The organism is Gordonia effusa NBRC 100432 (genome assembly GCF_000241305.1).
GTDB lineage: Bacteria > Actinomycetota > Actinomycetes > Mycobacteriales > Mycobacteriaceae > Gordonia > Gordonia effusa.
The window spans coordinates 23,990-43,541 of record NZ_BAEH01000106.1; the positions used below are offsets into that span (position 1 = coordinate 23,990).

17 protein-coding genes, 1 tRNA gene and 1 other RNA gene are annotated in these 19,552 nt (G+C 60.2%); 8 read left to right on the forward strand and 11 right to left on the reverse strand.

Annotated features, from left to right (window positions below; all coding sequences use genetic code 11):
• From GOEFS_RS18460 to GOEFS_RS18470, 3 genes are read right to left on the reverse strand one after another with little or no spacing between them, the layout of a single operon-like run.
• Positions 1-864: an ABC transporter permease gene (locus GOEFS_RS18460; RefSeq protein WP_007319464.1), complete on the reverse strand. Its 864-nt coding sequence runs from the start codon at positions 862-864 to the stop codon at positions 1-3.
• Positions 861-1,748: an MlaE family ABC transporter permease gene (locus GOEFS_RS18465; protein ID WP_007319465.1), complete on the reverse strand. Its 888-nt coding sequence runs from the start codon at positions 1,746-1,748 to the stop codon at positions 861-863. The genes GOEFS_RS18460 and GOEFS_RS18465 overlap by 4 nt, the downstream gene beginning before the upstream one ends.
• A complete protein-coding gene (locus GOEFS_RS18470) occupies positions 1,730-2,362 on the reverse strand; it encodes a hypothetical protein (protein WP_007319466.1) in 633 nt (210 codons plus the stop codon). Before GOEFS_RS18470 ends, GOEFS_RS18465 begins: the two co-directional genes overlap by 19 nt.
• A gap of 183 nt (positions 2,363-2,545) precedes the next feature.
• Between GOEFS_RS18470 and GOEFS_RS18475 the strand changes: the two genes are divergently transcribed.
• The 4 genes from GOEFS_RS18475 (at position 2,546) to GOEFS_RS18490 (ending at position 8,130) form a co-directional block, all read left to right on the forward strand.
• Positions 2,546-3,061 carry a WKL family lipoprotein gene (locus GOEFS_RS18475; RefSeq protein WP_007319467.1) on the forward strand — a complete coding sequence of 172 codons (516 nt, stop codon included), beginning with the start codon at positions 2,546-2,548 and terminating at the stop codon, positions 3,059-3,061.
• A 22-nt stretch (positions 3,062-3,083) separates the two neighbouring features.
• Positions 3,084-5,252, forward strand: coding sequence for an MMPL family transporter (locus GOEFS_RS18480; RefSeq protein WP_007319468.1), 2,169 nt, complete (start codon positions 3,084-3,086; stop codon positions 5,250-5,252).
• 187 nt (positions 5,253-5,439) lie between these two features.
• Complete coding sequence (locus tag GOEFS_RS18485) at positions 5,440-6,651, forward strand: lipase family protein (RefSeq protein ID WP_040525520.1); 1,212 nt, start codon at positions 5,440-5,442, stop codon at positions 6,649-6,651.
• A 219-nt stretch (positions 6,652-6,870) separates the two neighbouring features.
• Positions 6,871-8,130, forward strand: a complete 1,260-nt coding sequence (locus tag GOEFS_RS18490; RefSeq protein WP_050949964.1) for an ABC1 kinase family protein — start codon at positions 6,871-6,873, stop codon at positions 8,128-8,130.
• On the opposite strand, the gene GOEFS_RS18495 is transcribed toward GOEFS_RS18490, so the two are convergent.
• Positions 8,123-9,199 carry an alpha/beta hydrolase gene (locus GOEFS_RS18495; protein ID WP_007319471.1) on the reverse strand — a complete coding sequence of 359 codons (1,077 nt, stop codon included), beginning with the start codon at positions 9,197-9,199 and terminating at the stop codon, positions 8,123-8,125. The two genes, GOEFS_RS18490 and GOEFS_RS18495, sit on opposite strands and share 8 nt — an antisense overlap.
• Before the next feature lie 68 nt (positions 9,200-9,267).
• Between GOEFS_RS18495 and GOEFS_RS18500 the strand changes: the two genes are divergently transcribed.
• Positions 9,268-10,929 carry a flavin-containing monooxygenase gene (locus GOEFS_RS18500; RefSeq protein WP_007319472.1) on the forward strand — a complete coding sequence of 554 codons (1,662 nt, stop codon included), beginning with the start codon at positions 9,268-9,270 and terminating at the stop codon, positions 10,927-10,929.
• 136 nt (positions 10,930-11,065) lie between these two features.
• On the opposite strand, the gene GOEFS_RS18505 is transcribed toward GOEFS_RS18500, so the two are convergent.
• Positions 11,066-11,857: a winged helix-turn-helix domain-containing protein gene (locus tag GOEFS_RS18505; protein ID WP_007319473.1), complete on the reverse strand. Its 792-nt coding sequence runs from the start codon at positions 11,855-11,857 to the stop codon at positions 11,066-11,068.
• A gap of 206 nt (positions 11,858-12,063) precedes the next feature.
• On the opposite strand from GOEFS_RS18505, the gene GOEFS_RS18510 reads away from it, so the two are divergent.
• Positions 12,064-12,612, forward strand: coding sequence for a DUF1990 domain-containing protein (locus tag GOEFS_RS18510; RefSeq protein ID WP_007319474.1), 549 nt, complete (start codon positions 12,064-12,066; stop codon positions 12,610-12,612).
• On the opposite strand, the gene GOEFS_RS18515 is transcribed toward GOEFS_RS18510, so the two are convergent.
• The 3 genes from GOEFS_RS18515 to ffs all read right to left on the reverse strand — a co-directional run bounded on the left by GOEFS_RS18515 (position 12,575) and on the right by ffs (position 15,392).
• Positions 12,575-13,915, reverse strand: a complete 1,341-nt coding sequence (locus GOEFS_RS18515; RefSeq protein ID WP_050949968.1) for a glycosyltransferase 87 family protein — start codon at positions 13,913-13,915, stop codon at positions 12,575-12,577. The two genes, GOEFS_RS18510 and GOEFS_RS18515, sit on opposite strands and share 38 nt — an antisense overlap.
• Before the next feature lie 52 nt (positions 13,916-13,967).
• Positions 13,968-15,242: an aspartate aminotransferase type Ic gene (locus tag GOEFS_RS18520; RefSeq protein ID WP_040525522.1), complete on the reverse strand. Its 1,275-nt coding sequence runs from the start codon at positions 15,240-15,242 to the stop codon at positions 13,968-13,970.
• 55 nt (positions 15,243-15,297) lie between these two features.
• Positions 15,298-15,392, reverse strand: an RNA gene (gene ffs / locus GOEFS_RS22960) — signal recognition particle sRNA small type.
• A gap of 97 nt (positions 15,393-15,489) precedes the next feature.
• On the opposite strand from ffs, the gene GOEFS_RS18525 reads away from it, so the two are divergent.
• A tRNA-Ser gene (locus tag GOEFS_RS18525) sits at positions 15,490-15,577 on the forward strand.
• Positions 15,578-15,644: 67 nt separating this feature from the next.
• Positions 15,645-16,295: a hypothetical protein gene (locus tag GOEFS_RS18530; RefSeq protein ID WP_007319477.1), complete on the forward strand. Its 651-nt coding sequence runs from the start codon at positions 15,645-15,647 to the stop codon at positions 16,293-16,295.
• Here the strand turns inward: GOEFS_RS18530 and GOEFS_RS18535 are convergent.
• The 3 genes from GOEFS_RS18535 to GOEFS_RS18545 are packed head-to-tail and all read right to left on the reverse strand — an operon-like array spanning position 16,292 to position 19,520.
• Positions 16,292-17,356 (reverse strand): HtaA domain-containing protein, encoded by a 1,065-nt coding sequence (locus tag GOEFS_RS18535; protein WP_040525523.1) that lies wholly within the window; start codon positions 17,354-17,356, stop codon positions 16,292-16,294. The two genes, GOEFS_RS18530 and GOEFS_RS18535, sit on opposite strands and share 4 nt — an antisense overlap.
• Before the next feature lie 56 nt (positions 17,357-17,412).
• Positions 17,413-18,471, reverse strand: coding sequence for a DNA polymerase domain-containing protein (locus tag GOEFS_RS18540; protein ID WP_007319479.1), 1,059 nt, complete (start codon positions 18,469-18,471; stop codon positions 17,413-17,415).
• A complete protein-coding gene (locus GOEFS_RS18545) occupies positions 18,471-19,520 on the reverse strand; it encodes an ATP-dependent DNA ligase (protein ID WP_007319480.1) in 1,050 nt (349 codons plus the stop codon). Before GOEFS_RS18545 ends, GOEFS_RS18540 begins: the two co-directional genes overlap by 1 nt.
• Positions 19,521-19,552: the final 32 nt, after the last annotated feature.

Here is a 19,552-nt window from a genome sequence, read left to right on the forward strand (position 1 = left end):
TCACCCCGTCACTCTGATATCGCCGGTCAGACCCCACAGCGTTAACGTCAACATCATGTCCACCACCACCACCAGCACCAAGCTGGCCCGAATTGCCCGTCCCGATGCCACACCAACACCCTCGGGTCCACCATTTGCGTAGAACCCGAAATATGAATGGATAAGGATAACCATCACGACGAAGACAACGGCCTTGATCAAAGACAAGAAGATGTCACTAGGCGCCAGAAATGCTTGAAAATAGTGGTTATACGTGCCGCCGGATTGGCCGTGGATAACTTTGATGAAGAACGATGTAGCAAAGTAGCTGCAGGCCAGGGTCGTAAGGTAGACCGGCACGATGATCAGGATTCCGGCCAGTACGCGCGTCGTGACGACGAACGGGATAGGACGGACCGCGGTAGCTTCGAGTGCATCGATCTCTTCCGAGATCCGCATCGCGCCGACCTCGGCGGTGATTCGACAGCCCGCCTGTGAGGCAAATCCGATGGCGGCGATAAGCGGTGCGAGTTCACGGGTGTTCGCGAACGACGAGATGAAACCGACCAGCGGCCCCATTCCCAACATGTCGAGGACTCTGAAGGCCTCGATACCGATCACCGCGCCGGTCATGATGCCCATGAATACGACGACGCCAACGGTGCCGCCACCCACGATCAGCTTTCCATTGCCGAAACCGATGTCGATGAATACTCGACCGGTTTCCCTGCGGTATCGAGAGATCGTCAGTGGAATCGCTTTGAGTGCCAAGTAGGCGAAATTGAGCTGGTGTCCGAGTCGCAAGACCGGGCTCGACGTCGCGAGCATTGCTTTTTCGATATGCCGGGTACCCAGCGGCCGGTACTTAGACGGTTCCAATGTCATAAGAGTTGCTCCGGAATCCAGATCGACAATAGCTGGGTAATCAGAAGGTTCGCCGCGAATGTCGACATAACCCCGATAACGACCGCAGCGTTCACACCGTCGGCCACGCCTTTAGGTCCGCCCTTGGCTTCAAAGCCCCGTTGGCTTGCGACGAAAACCACCACCACCCCGAAGACGATCGTCTTTCCGATCGCGATAATCAGATCCTGGGTTGACGCGAATGCGGCGAACGAGTTGAAGAAGGCGCCTGGCACGCCGCCCTGCAAGAGCGTCGTGACGTAGATGGTCGACATTCCAACGAAGATGATCAGAATGCACAGCAGAGGCCCCACCAGGAGCATCGCCGCTATGCGGGGAGCGACCATTCGATAGTTGGGATTAATACCCATCGTTCGGATGGCATCAATCTCTTCCCGAATCTTGCGAGCTCCAAGGTCTGCGGCGACTGCGGCGCCAACGGCGCCACCGAGCAAGATTCCGGCAACCATCGGCGCTCCCTGCCGAATAACGCCAAGACCGCCTGCGGCTCCCGCCTGCGAAGTCGCCCCCACCTGTGCGGCAAGCGCGCCAACCTGAACCTGGACGATCACTCCGAATGGAATCGCGATCAGGACCGCGGGGAATATCGAGACACTCATCATGAACCACGCCTGGATGAGCGTTTCTCGCCACGGGTGCTTCAGCCTGACGATGTCGCCCACCAAACCTGCAGTGGTGTCGATGACGAGCAAGACCAGCCGACCGAGGGTGCCAACGGAGGTGATTATCGTTCGTTTCACCCAATCGAAAAGCAGGAAGGGCAAACGCAGCAGTAGCTGGGGAAGATTTCGGCCAACTGTCTGGGGCGGTTCTAAAGTATCAACGCTCACCTGGGCGCCACCCATCGCTGAACCACGGTGTAAACACTCTTCACTCCCCCTCTGACAAGTGTCAGTTTCGACTTGGTCAACACCACCGAGACTCCCCCGCCAGACCCGGCGAAGTCAGTGCCGCCGGCAGCGCCGGAGGCTCTGATCGGCGTGGCATCGACCAGAATCAGACCCTTGAAATAGGCCCCACCACCCTTGGCCTTGCACACCGAGTACTTAATCTCCGGCGTTCGTCCAACAATCATTCCTTGGTCCCACTGATCGCACTGCGCGTTCTGATCAGCCCACCAGCCGTAGTTACTCCCGCCATGCATCGTGTACATATCGGGCCGCTCGCTGAGCGGCGCGGCTGTGTAACCAGCCCCTTCCGGCAGCGGCGCGGGCACTGGCGGAATCGTCACTGCGGGCGCCGCGGAACTCGATGGTTTCGGCCGCTTCTTTGAACTTGGTGGTGCTTTCGACGTCGACTCCCCAGCGACGACGATCACAGGTGGTGGCGAACCGCGATTCGCCGAGAACCACCACACCAACGACATACCGAGGCCCACAACCACCAACAGCGCTACCGCCGCGCGCACAACCGATGACCGACCACCGTTTTGCTCGGTCTCGGGCCGCGGGAACTCCATGCGCTAGGTCCTCCTCTCATCCGTACGCGCTGACCTCAGTGTCTGTGACAGTGTGTCGATTACTGTGGCGAACGTCGCATTCAGTCCTGTACTGTAGCGCACACCATACCCCAGATCCGTACTGGCGGGTAGCCCTGGCTGAGACAGTGGGGCTGGGGCCATCGTTAGAGGAAAGAGGAGCAAATGCGCAGGGTGCGAAACATCCCGGTTATCGCGGCGGCAGCACTGGTTGTCACGTTAAGTGCGTGCGGGTCCAACGTGGAGAACTCGCCTGAGACAATCCAGGTGACACAGAATTCCGCGACCTCGTCAAAGGCCGGCGACCCGACGGGAACACCTCCCGTGCCGACCGCGGCGGAGCTGGAGAAGCAGATGCGCTCGGTCCTCAAGCGCGGCCTCCCCGACAAAGAGCGACTCGATCTGATCGAGGACGGCAACGCGTTCAAGTCCAACATTCCCGACCTGTTCAAGGCGATGGACGAGAATCCGGGCGCGAAATACGGAATCAAAGACCCCGTCGAGGAACAGGGTGACGGCACTCTCACCGCAACATTCTGGCTCCAAAAGGACGGAACCGAAGCTTCCGAACGCACCGCTCAGGTCATCTTCATCGCACAGGATGGCAAATGGCGAGTCAGCAAGAATGACGTATGCGCCATTCTTCAGATGGCCGATTACAAGTCCAAGGCCTGCGAATAAATAAGGAGCGGTGACGCGTTAAATGTTCGCCAAGATAGGCCGAAGGGCGTACGACTTCCGATTCATCGTAATTGTGGTGTTCGTCCTGGCAATGGGGGGTCTTGGCCTCTACGGCAAAGACTATACGCAGCACCTGAGTCAGGAAGGGTGGTTCGACGACACAAGTCAATCAGTTGCGGGTTCAGAGCTTACCGACAGCACATTTGGGCGCGATACCGATGCCGACGTTATCGCGCTCTATACCGCACCCGAGGGTAAGTCGGTCAACGACCCAGAAATAGCCGCACGCGGTAAAGCGCTCTACTCAAGCCTGGTCAAGGACAATCCAACCACCGTCAAGAGATCGGATAGCTACTGGGACAGCAGTTTCGCAGCGAAACGGTTATCGCATGGCGATAGACAGGTCTACGCCAGCATCGGCCTGCAAGGTGACGGTGGAACCGAAACGCTGAAGTATTACGATGAAATCAAGGATAAGCTCGCCATTGATGGCCTGCAATTGCAAATCGCGGGCCTAATCCCCGTCGCCGACGCTATGCAGTCGGGAATGGACGAAGACGTCAAGCGAATGGAAATCATCGCGCTGCCCCTGGTGGCGTTGCTGCTTTTCATCGTCTTCGGCGGTGCAGTGGCAGCCTCCTTGCCTGTGCTCATTGGTGGGCTCAGCATTCTCGGTTCTACCGGCATCGTGCGTATGATCATGCATTTCACCGACGTGAATGTCTTCGCAAGTTCAGTGATCACGCTAATCGGCCTCGGGCTCGCGATCGATTACGGATTGTTTACCGTCAGTCGTTTCAGAGAAGAGATAGCCGAGGGCGCGTCTACCGCGGATGCTGTTCGGGTGACAGTTGCAACGGCAGGCAGAACCATCGTGTTCTCGGCCACAATTATCGTCGCGTGCCTCGGCGGGTTGCTCATCTTCCCGCAAGGGTTCTTGAAGTCAGTGGCCTACGGCGCGATCGCTACCGTAGTTCTCGCCGCGATTCTTTCGATCACCGTACTGCCCGCGATTCTCGGAATCCTCGGGGCCAAGGTCGATAGCCTCGGCTTCAAGTGGCTGCGTAGGACAAAGACGGCAGAAGAGATCGATGCGGGCCTGTGGTCACGTCTGGCCAATTGGTCGATGAAACGTCCAGTACTGGTCGCCGTGCCGATCATCCTGGTCCTCGCAGGTCTGATCATTCCGTTCTTCAACGTCCAGTTCGGCGGCTTGAGCGAAAAGTACCTCGCACCAGACAATCCGGCGCGAGTGGCGCAAGAGAAATACGATGCGCTGTTCCCTGGAGAGCGTACCGAGCCGTTGAAGTTGGTCGTGGTGGGAACCAGTGACAATAAGGTCGTCACCGCGATCCGGCGGGCTGCGAGTTTCGAGCCTGGACACGAGCAAGATCGGCAGCTCCGGACCGGGCTCGCCGCCGAGTTCAAGGTAGCGAAGACACAGCCGGAGAAAGGCGTGACACTCTTCACCGCGGGGTTGAAGAATCGAGAAGACCCGACCTCGGTTGACGCTGTTCTCAAGGGTCTGCGCAAGCTGGCCCCGCCGGACGGAGTGCAAATCCTGATCGCTGGAACTCCCGCACTCGAACGCGACAGCATCAACGGCCTCATCGATCGGCTGCCGCTACTGCTCGTAATCCTGGGCGTGGCATCGTTCATTCTGATGTTCCTCGCGTTCGGGTCGTTCGTGCTGCCGATCAAGGCAATATTGATCAGCATTCTGAGTTTGACCGCCACGCTGGGCGTGATTACGTGGATCTTCTATGACGGACACGGAGCAGATCTCCTCAATTTCACTCCGTCGCCGTTGATGTTCGCGGTGTTGATCATAATCGTGACGATCGTTTTCGGGCTATCCACCGACTACGAGATATTCCTGATGTCACGAATGGCCGAGAGACGAAGAGCGGGTTATGACACCCCCGAGTGTATTCGGTACGGAATCGCCCACACAGGTGGAATCATTACGGCTGCCGCATTGATTCTCATCGTCGTGACCGGTGCGTTCGGTTTGTCCAATATCGTGATGATGAAATACATCGCATATGGAATGATCGCCGCATTGATTCTCGATGCCACCATCATCCGAATGATGCTGGTCCCCGCGGTGATGCGAATTCTCGGCGACTGGTGCTGGTGGTCGCCGAAATGGGCTAAGAAAGTGTACGCAAAAGTCGGACTCGAGGAGTAGCTGTGATGGAGCCATGGGGCGTGGACGATCGATCCGCGATCGAACCGGAGGCAGAGCCACCGACACGTGGCGGCTTAGTAATTGTGTCGCTATTCGCGGTACTAATTGTTGCTGCGCTTACCACCATGGTGACGCTCTGTTTGTAGTAGCGTAGGCAGGCAAACAAACAGAATCGGGGGTTCTGAAAATGCCTACACACGCAATACTTCGGCGATGCTCCATTGTCGCAATCGCAATATCGGTGGCGCTAGTTCATTTCACGTCACCGGCCTCCGCCCAGACCCGACCAGATTGGTCGGGTCTGGACGCGAGGAATTATCATGATTCCATTCCGGCCGGCGGCACTTTAATCAAACAAGTGCCGCTCGACGCCGAGCTGTCACTCCCAGCCGCAAGCGCAGCCTACCGCCTGCTGTACTCCACGAAGAATCAACGCGGGCCCGCGGTCAGCACCGCCGCGCTGTTCTTACCAAAGGGCGAACCTCCCGCCGGAGGATGGCCGATCATCGCCTGGGCGCACGGCACCGTCGGACTTGGCGACAACTGCACGCCGTCGGCACAGCCGGTCAACGAACGCCAGGTCTTCTACTTCTCCCATTGGCTCAAGCGCGGCTACGCGGTCCTCGGCACCGACTACGCCGGCCTGGGCACCCCGGGACTAATGAGCTATCTGAACGGCAGGGTCGAAGCGCATAACCTCGTCGACTCCGTCAAAGCATCGCAGCAGATGAACCTGCCACTCTCGCGTAAGTGGGCTTTGGTCGGTCAGTCACAGGGTGCCGGAGCCGCAATGAACGGTGCCCGATACGCGACTGAATTCGGTCCGGAGCTGGACTATCGAGGCGTCGTCGCAACCGGCACGCCGGCGAATGTTGAACTGTTCCTCCTTTTCGGCGCCCCGTTTGTGCCGCCAATCCCGGTCACTAAAGCGTTGACGGCATACCTGATCTACATCATTGCCGGCTTCCGAGATGCCCGACCAGATCTACGAGTCAACAGCATCCTCAGTCCGCTCGGGCTGCGGCTGGCCGACAAGGCCGAGAAGATGTGCCTGTCCGACTTCGAAGACTACTTGGCCGGCAACGGCATCCTGTCCGGGTTTCTGGCCGCCCACAGCCTCGGCTCCCTGTTCAGCTGGCCGGTCATCACCCTTCCGAACATTTACGGGGCGTTGCGTGACTATATGCGGACGCCTGGCGAGGGCTACAACCGTCCGATCTTCCTCGGCCACGGGCTTTTCGATATCGACGTACCTATAACTCTGCCAGCGTCGCTGGTCGCCGAACTTACGCTGCACCGACAACCATTCCAACTGCACCTTTACGCCTCAGACCACCGAGGGACGGTCTACCAGGCGGCCAACGATGCAGCGGTGTTCATGAAGGCGATTATGCGGTAGCCGACAGAGTCGCGAGAACGTCTGCACTACGGCTACGCACCAGGCTCTTTAGCACGCTATAATCCCTTCGAGATACGAAATCTCAAGGGATTTAGCGTTAGGAAGTTCCCGGTGGTTAAGCACACGCCAGGCCAAAAACAGCTTCGACACGGGAAATACTCTCGCTCGGCAAAACTCGCGACATTGCCCGCGTCCTACGCGGGGCGCAGACTGGCGGGCGTGGGCCGGGTTGTCCTCGGACGCTCACGCGAGGAAGTGGCACGCGACATCGAGATGCGCACCGCTCAACACTTCTTCGACGTACTCGGCGAACTCAAGGGCGGTGCTCTCAAGCTCGCGCAGATCTTGGCAGCGGTGTACCCCGCGTTATTCGACGATCTGGGCTCCGACTATCGCGACGCCCTTGATCGACTTCTCGCGTCGGCTCCGCCGATGCTGCCCGGTGCCGTCCACGGGGTGCTCGCCGGGGACCTCGGCGTTGATTGGCGCGACAATTTCCGCAGTTTCGATGACCGGCGAGCCGCCGCCGCATCTATCGGTCAGGTCCATCACGCGATCTGGCATGACGGCCGAGAGGTGGCGGTCAAGGTCCAGTACCCCGGTATCCGGGGAGTGATCGAAGACGACCTGACTGCAATTCGACGACTATCCGCCCTGATGTACGCGGTCTTCCCCAATACCGATCCTGCGGCGATTATCGACGAGTTATCCGCCTGTGTTCGCGAAGAACTCGACTATGCCCGCGAGGCCGAGAACCAGCGAGCTTTCGCGCACGCTTACCGCGACGACCCGGATTTCCTTGTGCCGCAGGTCGTTGCGCAATACGAGAACACCTTGATAACCGAATGGCTCGACGGGACTCCGCTGAATCACACGATTCGGCACAGCACTCAGATCGAACGCGACCGGGTGGGAGTCCAGCTCGTGAGGTTCAGTTTTTCCGGACCTCAGCGGTGCGGCCTGCTTTACGCAGACCCCCACCCGGCGAACTTCCTGGTGACATCTGACGGGCGCCTCGGCGTCATCGACTTCGGTGCCTGCGCGCGACTGTCGGATGAAAGCATGGCGATGCTTCACGACTTGTCACTGTTCATCGACGGAACCGACCCGGCAGCACTCGAGTCACGACTCCGCGAATATCGAATCATCCTGTCGGACACCGACATTGATGAAATCGCCGATAAACTCAAGACGGTATTCGAGCCACTCGCCAGCGACTCATTCACCTACACGAACGACTGGCTTCGTGGACAGGCCAAAGTCTTCGCATCGCCTCAATTGGACAATGTCGTCCGACAACTGGCACTGCCACCCGAACTCGCTGTCGGCCTACGCGTCGCGATGGCATGCGCCGGGCTCATCTGCCAGTTGAATGCTCATGGGCACTTCCGCGATGAGATCGACCATCTCCTCCCCGGCTTCAACGCGGCTTTCTCAGCACGGACCGCGGTCGAGCCTGACCGGGGTCAAGTCAGTTGACGCTGGCCGTGTCACTCTTCTCTGCCGGTTCGTCGTCGAAGTATTCGACGTAATTGGCGCTACGCAGCACCTCTTTGTTGAACGCACCGATTTCGCGAACCGCCGCACGCGCGTCGGACAAGATGTCTGACCCCGCCTGATGCACATGGATCGCGCGATCCCAGATCTGGAACTGCATCGGCGCACCGGCCTCGCCGTAGCGCTTCGCCACCTGCTCGGCATCCGGCAGGAAGACCTCGGTAGATCCGACCTGGATCAGAGCCGGGGGCATACCGGTGCAGTCGTGGTTCACCGACGACCACATCGGGTCCAACTCGCCATCGATGAGATACCCCTGCCTGCTCAGGAACTCGAACACACTGGCCGGCAGAATCGGGTCCCGTCGAACATTGGGATGAGCGTTTCGGATCTTCCAGTCGAGGTCGGCCCACGGCGAGATCGAGACGATCCCACCCGGCACTGGCAACCCTTCTTCTTTCGCGGCCAATGCCACCCGGAATACCAAGCCACCGCCGGCGGAGTCACCGGCGAAAACCACCCGCTTCGGGTCGAACCCAAGGTTCAACAGATGCCGATATGCCTCAACTCCGTCAGCAAGAGTCTCGACGAAATGATGCGGCAACTGTCGATAGTCGACGTTGAACACCGGCATTTCGCTGGCTTTGCCGATCTTGGCGACGAGCCGTCGGTGCGTATTCAGTCCGCATGAGGCAAAACCGCCACCGTGGAAGTAAAGAATTGCCGAATCCCGGCGCTCCAGCGGATCTCCCTGCTGCTTATTCCACACCCACTCAGCCCGGAAGCGCCCGAAATCAGTCAGCCGACGTCGAGTGCCCCGCGGCGGCACGAGGAGGGCGGCTGGCGCGTCGGTCGTGCTCGAGATCGCGAATAGCGCTTTGGGAAACAGCCCGTATTTACCCAGTGTGATTCCGGTCTTGGCGAGGAGATCAAGGACCGGAAGTGCGGTCCTCGGACCGAACACATTGGCCAACTTGGTAAGAACGCTTGCGCGGTTTACCTCCTCGACCTGCACCGACGACCCGAATACCGCTGTTCCAACCTGCTTCATTGCATCCTCCGCTTCTGTCTGGGACAGTATAACTGTAACTCAGAAAACGCCACGCGCGGAGGGATAACATGACAACGACGGTCAACGATAAGAAACGCCCGACCCCGAAGGACGCACCAGGTGGCGATCCGCAGGGCCCGGCAGCCCCTGACTATCAGGTGGCCATCATCGGAGCGGGGCCTGGCGGCATCGCTACCGGGGTGAAGCTCAGCAAAGCGGGGATCAACGACTACGTGATCATCGAGCGATCGGACAACTTCGGCGGTAGCTGGCAGTTGAACCAGTATCCGGGGATCGCGGTCGACATTCCAGGTGTCGCTTACCAGTTCGGCTTCGCGCGTAAGCATGACTGGTCGCGGCTATTTCCCTTTGGCCCGGAGGTCAAGCAGTACCACCAAGACGTCGCGCGCGAATACGGGTTGTATGAGCACGCCATGTTCAACACAGATGTAGAGCGGGAAATCTGGGACGACGCGGGACACTACTGGAAGCTACATACTTCGTCCGGCAAGGTTGTCACCGCTCGCTTCGTTATCAGCGCGGTTGGCGCGTTCGTCCGGCCCAAGGCTGAGAATATCCCCGGAGTTTCCAAATTCAAGGGAAAGATTCAGCGCCCGACGAGCTGGGACTACTCGTGGGATCTCACCGGGAAAAAGGTCGCCGTCATCGGTACCGGTGCCAGCGCGGTCCAGATCATTCCGGCCATCGCCAAAGACGTTGGCAGCCTTTCGGTATTCCAGCGGACCCCCGTGTGGTGCGCACCAATCAAGCCCGACGGTCCGATGCCCAAGGCAGCGCAAGGTGTCTTGAAGATTCCAGGCTTGGTCGGGGCCGGTGAAAGCGTGGCGCTCGTCGTCATCGACCTTGCGCTTCGCGCGGCGGTATCGGTACCTCTCGCGATCGTGAAGCCAGTTCTGACGGCCTTTGACAAGGTAGCGATCAAGGGATACGCCGCATTCCTGAAGTTGTTTATTCGCGACGCTGAGACCGCCAAGAAGCTGACTCCGAATTACGGCGTCATCGCCAAGCGTCCGACGATGTCCAACGGATACCTGCAGGCGTTCAACCGCAGCAACGTCTCTTTGATTACCGACCCCATCGAGACGGTCACCGCCAAAGGCATCAAGACGCGCGATGGCGTCGAGCATGACTTCGACATGATTGTCCTGGCTACCGGCTACGACGTCTTCTCCGATCCCGAGACCTACCTCACGGGGTCGATCGTCGGCCGTGAGGGATTCGACCTCGGCGAGTTCTACACCAAGGAGGGGATGCAGGCATACCAGAGCGCGTCGGTGCATGGCATTCCAAACCGGTGGATGCTCGTTGGCCCTTACTCGTGGACCGGCAGCGGATGGCACGCATTCGTCGAAATGACGGCCGATCATGCCATTCGTGCGATCACCGAGGCAAAGCGCCGAGATGCCACGTTGGTCGAAGTTCATCGCGCGGCGGCGGACGCGTACCACAAGAAGATTCTGCACAACAACCGTGCGATCAACTTCTACCTGGCAGATCTGAACGCGCACGTGCCCACGTACTACCGGAACTCGCACGGTCATAGCACCTACATCCGCCCGTCGGGCTTCTTCGAAGCCAGCCGGGGCAACCGGAAGTTCCCGTACAGCGATTACAGCTGGGAAAAGGTCCCAGCCAAGGCTGCCGCTCCAAAAGACAGCGGCAAAGCCGCTGGAGCAGCGCCGGCGTTGAGCCAGGTCAGCGCGAAGTAGAATTCGTCAAAACCAAACCGCCTCGGTCCTGATGGGCCGAGGCGGTCTTGTGTTGTGGGCCGCATACGCAGAGAAACAAAACGCCCGGGAGCATCCTAAGGATGCTCCCGGGCGTCGAAGATGTCTTCCAGACTGGTCAAGCAGTCGCGAAGTCGATAGCCACTTCCTCGTCCACCTGCTCGGCGGGCAGTACGATCTCGTCGAACTTCGACAGGACCCGCTGGTGGTAAAGCCCGAGTAGATCGTCGAACAACGCGAGTTGGGCGTCCGAGGGAGCGCTACCGGAATCCCAGACAGCCGCCATCGCACGCCACATGAGTACATGCAGGTCGGGCGACACCGCGAAGTAGGCCGCGACTGCTTCTGGAACAGAAAGTATCGTCGCGCCGATCGAGTTGAGCGTCGCCCGTTGGAACGCCTGCCCGGTGGTGCCCATGATTCGACGGATCAGAGCGAGTTCCAAGGACAGAATCGCCACGTGGTCAGGTTCTTCGGCGCGCGCGAGAGCTTCCAGCCGATCAACGTCGTCGTGCAGGTCACCCTGGCGCAGCGACCCCTCGTCGCACATCGCCGTATAAGCCAGGAACGCGTCGGCGAGAATCTGCCGCTGGCTCTCGACCATCTCCTCGAACATCTCGCTAGCGATCCCCGGCGACGCGGTCACCGACAATTGGAAAAGACGGCAGTACACTTCCATGCCGCCGTCGACCCGGACATCGCGCACAACAAATCCCTTGGCGCGCTTGGCGTCCACGAAGCCCTGCGATTCCAAACGGCCGAGCACGAGTTGTGCCGTTGCGCGGTTGATCTCGAATTCTTCGGCCACTTGCCGAACGGACGGCATGAGCGTCGTTGGCGCATATTCCCCGGTAACTACGCGACGCGCCAGCATGTCCGCCACATCTACGACTACAGTGCGAGCGTCCATTACCACAGCCTTTCCGTAGGTGGTCAATGATCTGGGGTCTTGCATCTCAGACAGTACACCCGGTATAGGCAGGCAGCCACTCTAAAACCGAACATTTGCACCAATATGTGGGCAGATTCACTCACGTTTGGAACGCCTGTACCAGCGACAACCGGCCGGAGAACCTGACTGAGACAGTAGCTGGACGGGTGCCCTATAGTTGATTCATGGAAACCGCCGAACAGTTGTCATCCGAAGTCGTCAAGCAACTGGACGCCGATGCATTCACCTACTCCGAGGTCGGAGCCACCGCAGCGGGCCGGGAAATGCCTGTGGACTACCACCATCTACAAGCAGCGGCCATTATCGGCAGCGGAGACGAATACTTTAGACAAGCCCGCGAAGCGTTGCTGTCGTGGCAGGTGCAGCTTCGATCCGGTATCCGGGTCGCATCGTCGTCGCCGACCATCGCGGCCGGCACGGTCGCCCGACTCACCATTGGCGTGGGCCCTATCGGCATGAAGGCGCCGGTGCGAGTGATAGATGTGCTCGACGAGCCGCGCCATGTCGCCTTCACTTACGGAACGTTGCCGGGCCATCCGGAAAGCGGTGAAGAACTCTTCGGTCTCCGGCAGTTCGACGACGGACTCATCGAGTTCGAAGTTCGCGCCTTTTCCCGACACCAGTCGGTCTTGACCAAATTGGGCGGTCCGGCAGGTCAGATCGCCCAGAAACTGATCACCAAGCGATACCTCGCCGCGCTGAAGAATCTGTAGCGCGCTTACCCGACGACGTTCTACACACGACGATCGTCGCGACCGCGACTGCGATAAAGACACAGTTGTATGGGTCTACGGTGAACCACCGCAACCAGGTGATGCCGTTCTTGAAGAACAAACCGGTCAGAAACGATTCCGGCACTGTTTGATTGACAAGCCACATCGAGAACGCGAAATGCTCGCGCCAGGCGAATGACGCCAGGAAGCCACCGGCCAACGCGATCGCGGCCAGTATTCGCCTTGGCCAGGACAGCGCGGCGTCGAAGACCAGATTGATGCCGAAGACGGCCAGCGGTACAAACCACACCCAGTGGTGTCCCCAGGACATCGGTGAGACGACGCACGAGGTCATCCCCACCAGCACCAGAGCCAGCAACTCCTGCCCACGACGATGTGCGAGCACGGCGGCATACATCCCGAGGATGAGCGCGGCGAGCGCCGTGGCCAACCACAACAGCACATTCGGCGAGTCCGTGCCGATGAGATTGGCCAGCGCGCCACGGGCGGACTGATTGCCCGTGGTTTGCGGCATTCCCACCCGGTTCGAGTCGAACATGGTCTGCGTCCAGAACTTCCAGGATTCGCTGGGGAAGATCACAAAGCCGACGACTATCGTCGCGGCGAATCCCGCAATTACACCGAACGCCGCCCGCCAGCGTCGAAGCAGAACCAGATAGAGCACGAATATCAGCGGAGTCAGCTTTATTCCGGCGGCGAAACCTGTTGCGACGCCGGACAACCTCGGCTCGGCCGCCTCACTCGTCGCACTGCCTCGTTGAGCAGATGGCATGCGCCGCAACAGGTCCGCGAGAATGAGCAACATCAGAAAAACGTTGATCTGTCCGTACCAGACCGTCGTACGCACCGGCTCAAGCAATAACATCACGGAGACCAGAGAAAGCGCGACGATCCTCAAACGCCAATTCACTTGGTGCCCAAGGCTTTTGAAGCCAAACATGATGACCAGGTACAGGGCGACCAAGATGGCAACCGACCAAACGATCCGCGCGGCTTCGAATGACATCAACGCGAACGGGATGAACACGATCATCGAGATCGGCGCGTAGGTGTAATCCATCTGCCCGAGAAGCTTTGCCTCGTAGAGATTCCCACCGTCGAGGACGGTCCGCGCCCCGGCGCGGTACACGTCGAGGTCGAGTTGATAGTCGAAAAGCCCCCACAGCGGTTTCGAGAACGGGATGATGACGTCTTGCAGCCACCACGCCAGCAGGCCAACACATACGAATGCGACGACGGCTTTGGGCGAAGTGAGGCGCCGTACCGGCGGGGTTCTCGATATGTGGTCGGTCGTCACATCAAAATTGTCGGCTATGCACGCGCAGATCTGGCGATCAATGCGATTCCAGCAACACCTCGGTGGAGGCCAGCAAAACACATGTCGCCACACCATCCATCGCGACCTTCAGGTCGTCGATCTGCGGGAAGGTCGGGGCGAGGCGGATATTGCGGTCGTGCGGATCTTTCTTGTAGGGGTAAGTCGACCCGGCAGCGGTCAGTGCGATACCTGCCTGCTTCGCCAGTTCGATGGTGCGGGCGGCGGCACCGTCCAGGACATCAAGGCTGATGAAGTACCCACCCTCGGGCTCGGTCCAGGACGCGACCTTGGAATCGGCGAGGCGGGATTCGAGGATCTCCAGCACGGCGCGGAATTTCGGCGCCAGCAGGTCGCGATGACGTGCCATATGCGCGCGCACGCCGTCGGCGTCGCCGAAGAATTTCGCGTGACGTAGCTGGTTGATCTTGTCCGGGCCGATGGACTTGGCCGAGGCGTGGGCGGTGAACCAGTCAACGTTGGCCTTCGACGAACCAAAGAATGACACTCCGGCACCGGCGAACGTGATCTTCGACGTCGAACCCAGCACATAGACACGATCAGGATGACCGGCCTCGGCGGCCCATTCGAGGACCGGCAGTGGTTCGGGTGCGGCGTCGACCAGCGTGTGCACCACGTAGGCGTTATCCCAGTAGATGCGGAAGTCGTCGGCGGCCGGCATTTCCAGTAGACGTCGAGTGGTTTCCGCGGAGAAGGTGGCACCGGTCGGGTTGGAGTAGGTGGGTACCGCCCATAACCCCTTGATGCTTGGGTCCGAGGCGACGAGTTCGGCACAAACCTCGGCGTCGGGACCGTCGGGCAGCATGGGCACTGGAATCATCTCGATGCCATAGGCCTCGGCGATGCTGAAGTGACGGTCGTAGCCGGGGCTCGGACAGAGGAATTTGATCGGACCTTGCGCGCCCCACGTCGTCGACGATCCGGCGGTGCCATGCAGGAGCCCGAACACCGTCAGGTCATGCATGATCTCCAGGCTCGAATTGCCCAGGGCGAGGAGACGATCGGGTGCAACGCCGAGCAGTTCGCCAAAGATGACACGAATGTCGGTGAGTCCGGCGAGACCACCGTAGTTACGACAGTCGACACCGGTCGAGTCCTGGTAGTCCTCGCCGGGCAGCGACAGTAGGTCGTTGGAGAGGTCGAGTTGCTCGGGTGACGGCTTCCCTCTGGTGAGGTCGAGCTTGAGCCCGGCGGCTTGGAGGCGTTCGTACTGCTTATTCAGGTCATCGGCGATGGTGCGAAGTTCATCAGGGCTCATCGAGTGAAAGTTCACGACTTTTCAGGGCCTCTCGCAAGCGAAGACACAGTGCAGCGGTGGTGGGAGTAGAGATAGGGGACCCCGCGCACCCGAGAGAGCCCGTTGACCCTTGCTGCCTTCCGGCCCTGGGGGAGTTCACAGGATGCACGCCGCGCGGGATCCGTTTAGCAGTGTAGACGGTAGACCTGAGACCGCTTACGCGGTGGGGTCCGACGTGGCCGTTTTGGGTTCCGACACCTTGGGCGGTTATCATTCCCAGGTTGGAGGATTCGCCTAGTGGCCTATGGCGCTCGCCTGGAACGCGGGTTGGGTTAACGCCCTCAGGGGTTCAAATCCCCTATCCTCCGCCAGATGAAACGCCCGTTCACCTTGCCCGGTAGCGGGTGTTTCTCATTTCGATGAGTCAAGATAGCTTTCATGATTCGACAATCAACCGGATTCGCCCTGTTCGGTTCTCTGCTCGCACTACTCGGTGCCGCCGCAATCCAAGGCCAATCGGCCAACGTATTCGCCACCTACGTGATTGTCGGCGGCAGCGATCTCGGCGACTGGAGCTATCTGGAGGTCGCCGCTGGCGGCGCGATTCTGGGCCTATTGGTCGGCGCTACGCTGTGGCTGGTCGGCTTGCGGACGGTCGGCGCGACGCACAATCGGATCGCCCGTGTCACGGCGGCAGGCCTACTCGGCACCGCCATCGGCATGTCTCCCACCCTGGTTCTCGTCGGCGGCGCATTCAACGACGCGACCTGGGCCCGCGACGCTCCGATCTTTGTGGTCTATCCGGTGAGTGCGGTTCTGGCATATGTGCTCTCACTCGCCGCGGTGTTCGCCGTCCTTCGGATTGTCGGCGATGAGTCCGCAACGGCGACCACCAAAGCAACCGCGGCGCTGCTTCCGGTCGGCGGCGTCATCGCAACCTTGGCCGGCGTCGGCGCCGCCTACCGATTCGACTATTCGACCACCACCCCAACATGGATCGTGGTGTTAGTTCTCGTGATCATGGTGCTCGCCGCGACGTTCGCGACAGGTCGGGCAATAGGTATGCGCGGTACCCAGCAATCTGCCTAAGACCGCAACGTCAGCGGTGATGCCGCTCCGGTGCTCAACAACGCCAACGCCTCGGGCCGGATACCCGGACGGAACCGTACCGACGCCGAGGTGATCTCGCCATCAGCGGTCAGACCGCGCAGGTCGACGTCGGCGATATCGATGCGACGCAGAGCATCGGTTCCATTCATATTCGTCGTCGAGGTTCGCATACTCAACACGCCTCGACCGCCGCGCACGACGATCTGCGGGTCGGCCATCGCGAACTCGAGAAGGTGGAACCGCGTGTATGCGACGACCGTGCCGCGGTATCGGAGAACTCCGTTCCCGCCACGAATCTTCTTGTCGCGCAATGAGAAGGTTAGCTTTCCATCGTCGCCAACGCTGGCGCCGTCCGATGCCGCCAAGCCTCCCTGCGCGGTCTTGGTCATCCGCTGATGGAAAGTCGGCGAGTAGGCCCAGACCAGATTGCGCGGCGCCGGCTTAGGCGTGTTGGGTCCGGCCGCGGTGCTGTAATTGATTGGTACATACCGCTCTTGCGCGGCATTATCCGCACCCGCTGCTCCGTAGGTGTAGACCCCGAAACGTGCATTGGCCGGGATCCCCTTCGGCGTGGTGGTCCTTATCCGCGCGACGAACGAGCCGTCGGCGTTCAGCCGAACCCATTGCTGCCGAATGGTGCGATTCATGTCGAACGGAGCGCTGGGAACCCTCGCCAGCGCCGCCGGCGAAAGGGCCCATTTCACCGCCGAACGCGTTGCCGCACGCGATGATTCGGGCGCACCTTTGGACGGTTGCCAAAGCGGCGCGAACGCACCGAACGCGATGAAGGTGCCATGCGGAACGCCCGGCGGAACTGGAACGGGCAGACCAAACTTGTTGGCATCGGGATTGAATCCGTGACCACGAACGACGAGTTCGTCACCTGGATGAATCTGCGTTCGACCGATCGGTGTCTTACCGTCAGCGGCAAGTACCGCGATGTGCGCGGCCTGCGTAGCGGGTGCGGCCGAAACCACCGCTGGTGCTACACCCACCAGTCCGACCAGCACACCAAGGACTGCTACCACCGAACGTCTCATACGCGGAGCCTAGCCTTACCTGCCCGTGGGGAGGAAGGGACTATGGTCCCGCGTGCTCACTCCGCGATTCGGTTGCCCTGGTCATCCCAGTGCTCGGCGACCTTCTTACTCGGCTGCACTCGCGGCGGTTCCCCCGGCATCTTGGGATAGCTGGGCGGATAGGGCATATCGCCGAGCCCGTTAGCCTCGTCGCGCTGCACCATTTCCAAGAGCGCTTCGATTCCCGTTGCCGCGGAATCGATTTCGGCCCACGGATCGCCGCGCTTCTCGACCAGCGAGGGAACAGTCGCGATCGTGCAATCGCGCGGATCGACGTCGACCAGTTCGTCCCAGGTCACCGGCGTCGACACCATCGCGGTGGGGGTCCGCCGCGCCGAATACGGCGACGCCATCGTCCGGTCGCGGGCGTTCTGGTTGAAGTCGATGAAGATCCGACTACCCCGCTCCTCCTTCCACCACGACGTGGTGATGCGCTCGGGATCTCGACGCTCGAGCTCGCGTGCCAGTGCGATCACGCTGCGCCGGGTCGCGATGAAATCCCACCGAGGCTCGATCGGCACGTACACATGGATACCGCGACTACCCGACGTCTTAGCGAATCCGGTGAACCCCAACTCGGTGAGCAAGGGGTTCAGAACGTCGACGGCAACGCGGCGAACATCCTCGAAATCCGTACCGGGAGAAGGGTCCAGGTCGATCCGAAGCTGATTCGGGTGGTCATTGTCGGGCTGCACGGTCGGCCAGGTGTGAAATGTGAACGTCCCCAAATTCGCCGCCCACACGACATCGGCCGGAACTCGCGGTCGGATAGCGTCACCGGTACGTCCCGACGGGAACGTAATCCGGGTGGACTCAACATGTTCCGGCCGCTTCTTCGCGATGTGCTTCTGATAGATCTGCTCGCCTTCGACTCCGTCCGGGAATCGCTGCAAGAAAGTCGGACGATCACGCAGTGCGGCCATCAACGGCCCTGCCAGTGCCATCTGCCGGTAATAGCCGACCAAATCCCTTTTGCGGCCACCGTTTTCACCGAGTTCGGGAAAATAGATCTTGTCCGGGTTGCTCATTCGCACCGAGATGCCGTCGACGTCGAGCTGTTCGGCGGGGGTAGCCATCAGGAGGTTCCTTCCAACACATCATGGAGGTCATAGGTCAGAGGCACTTCCAGTTGGTCGTAGCCGCAACTTTCGGGTTCGCGGTCCGGACGCCAGCGAAGGAATTTGACGGTATGCCTAAACCGATGACTTTCCATTTGGTCATAGGCGAATTCGGCGACGAGTTCGGGGCGGATCGGAATCCACTCCCCGGTAGCCGACGACCGCCACCGGTTAACCTCACCCGGTGCCGTTTTCTCCGGGTCGAGTCGCATCGGCTCGAATTGTTCTTGCAACTCAACACGTTTCGCGTCGCTGAAGGCCGCCGATCCACCGACCATCCGCAACTCGCCGTCCTGGTAGAGCCCCAGCAACATCGACCCGAGTCCGGTTCCACTCTTATGTACGCGGTATCCGATCACAACACAGTCAGCGGTCCGTTTGTGCTTGACCTTCAACATCTCTCGCTTACCCGGCAGATACGGGCTACCCACCGGCTTGGCCACCACACCGTCGAGGCCGGCTCCCTCGAACGCGGAGAACCACTCGGTCGCCCGCTCCGGATCGGCGGTGACCCTACTGACCCGCAATGTTGACGAACTGTCGGTCGAACCGATGGCATCGAGCAATGCCGCGCGTCGCACGGAGAACGGCTCGCCGGTCACGTCTGTCGTTCCGAGCGCCAGCGCGTCGAAGCCGATGAAGATGGCCGGTGTGGTTTCGGCGAGCATATTCACCCGGGACTCAGCGGGATGAATGCGCTGCGACAACGAGTCCCAGTCGAGCCGATGAACACTGCCGACCTGTGCCGGCACTCCGATCTCGCCGTCGACCACTACCTTCTCTGGCAACTGTTCCCTGGCCGCCGCGACTACCTCTGGAAAGTACCGGGCCAAATCCTTGCCGCTGCGCGAACCGATGAAGACCTCGCCGCCATCACGGAAGATCAATGCGCGAAAGCCATCCCATTTCGGCTCGTAGGAATAGGCCGGTTCGTCGGGTTGTGCGGGTACTTTGGCCACGGCTTTGGCGAGCATCGGTGCTACGGGCGGCATTACGGGGAGATCCACGCTTACTATCCTTGCACTTGTAGGGTCGAGGC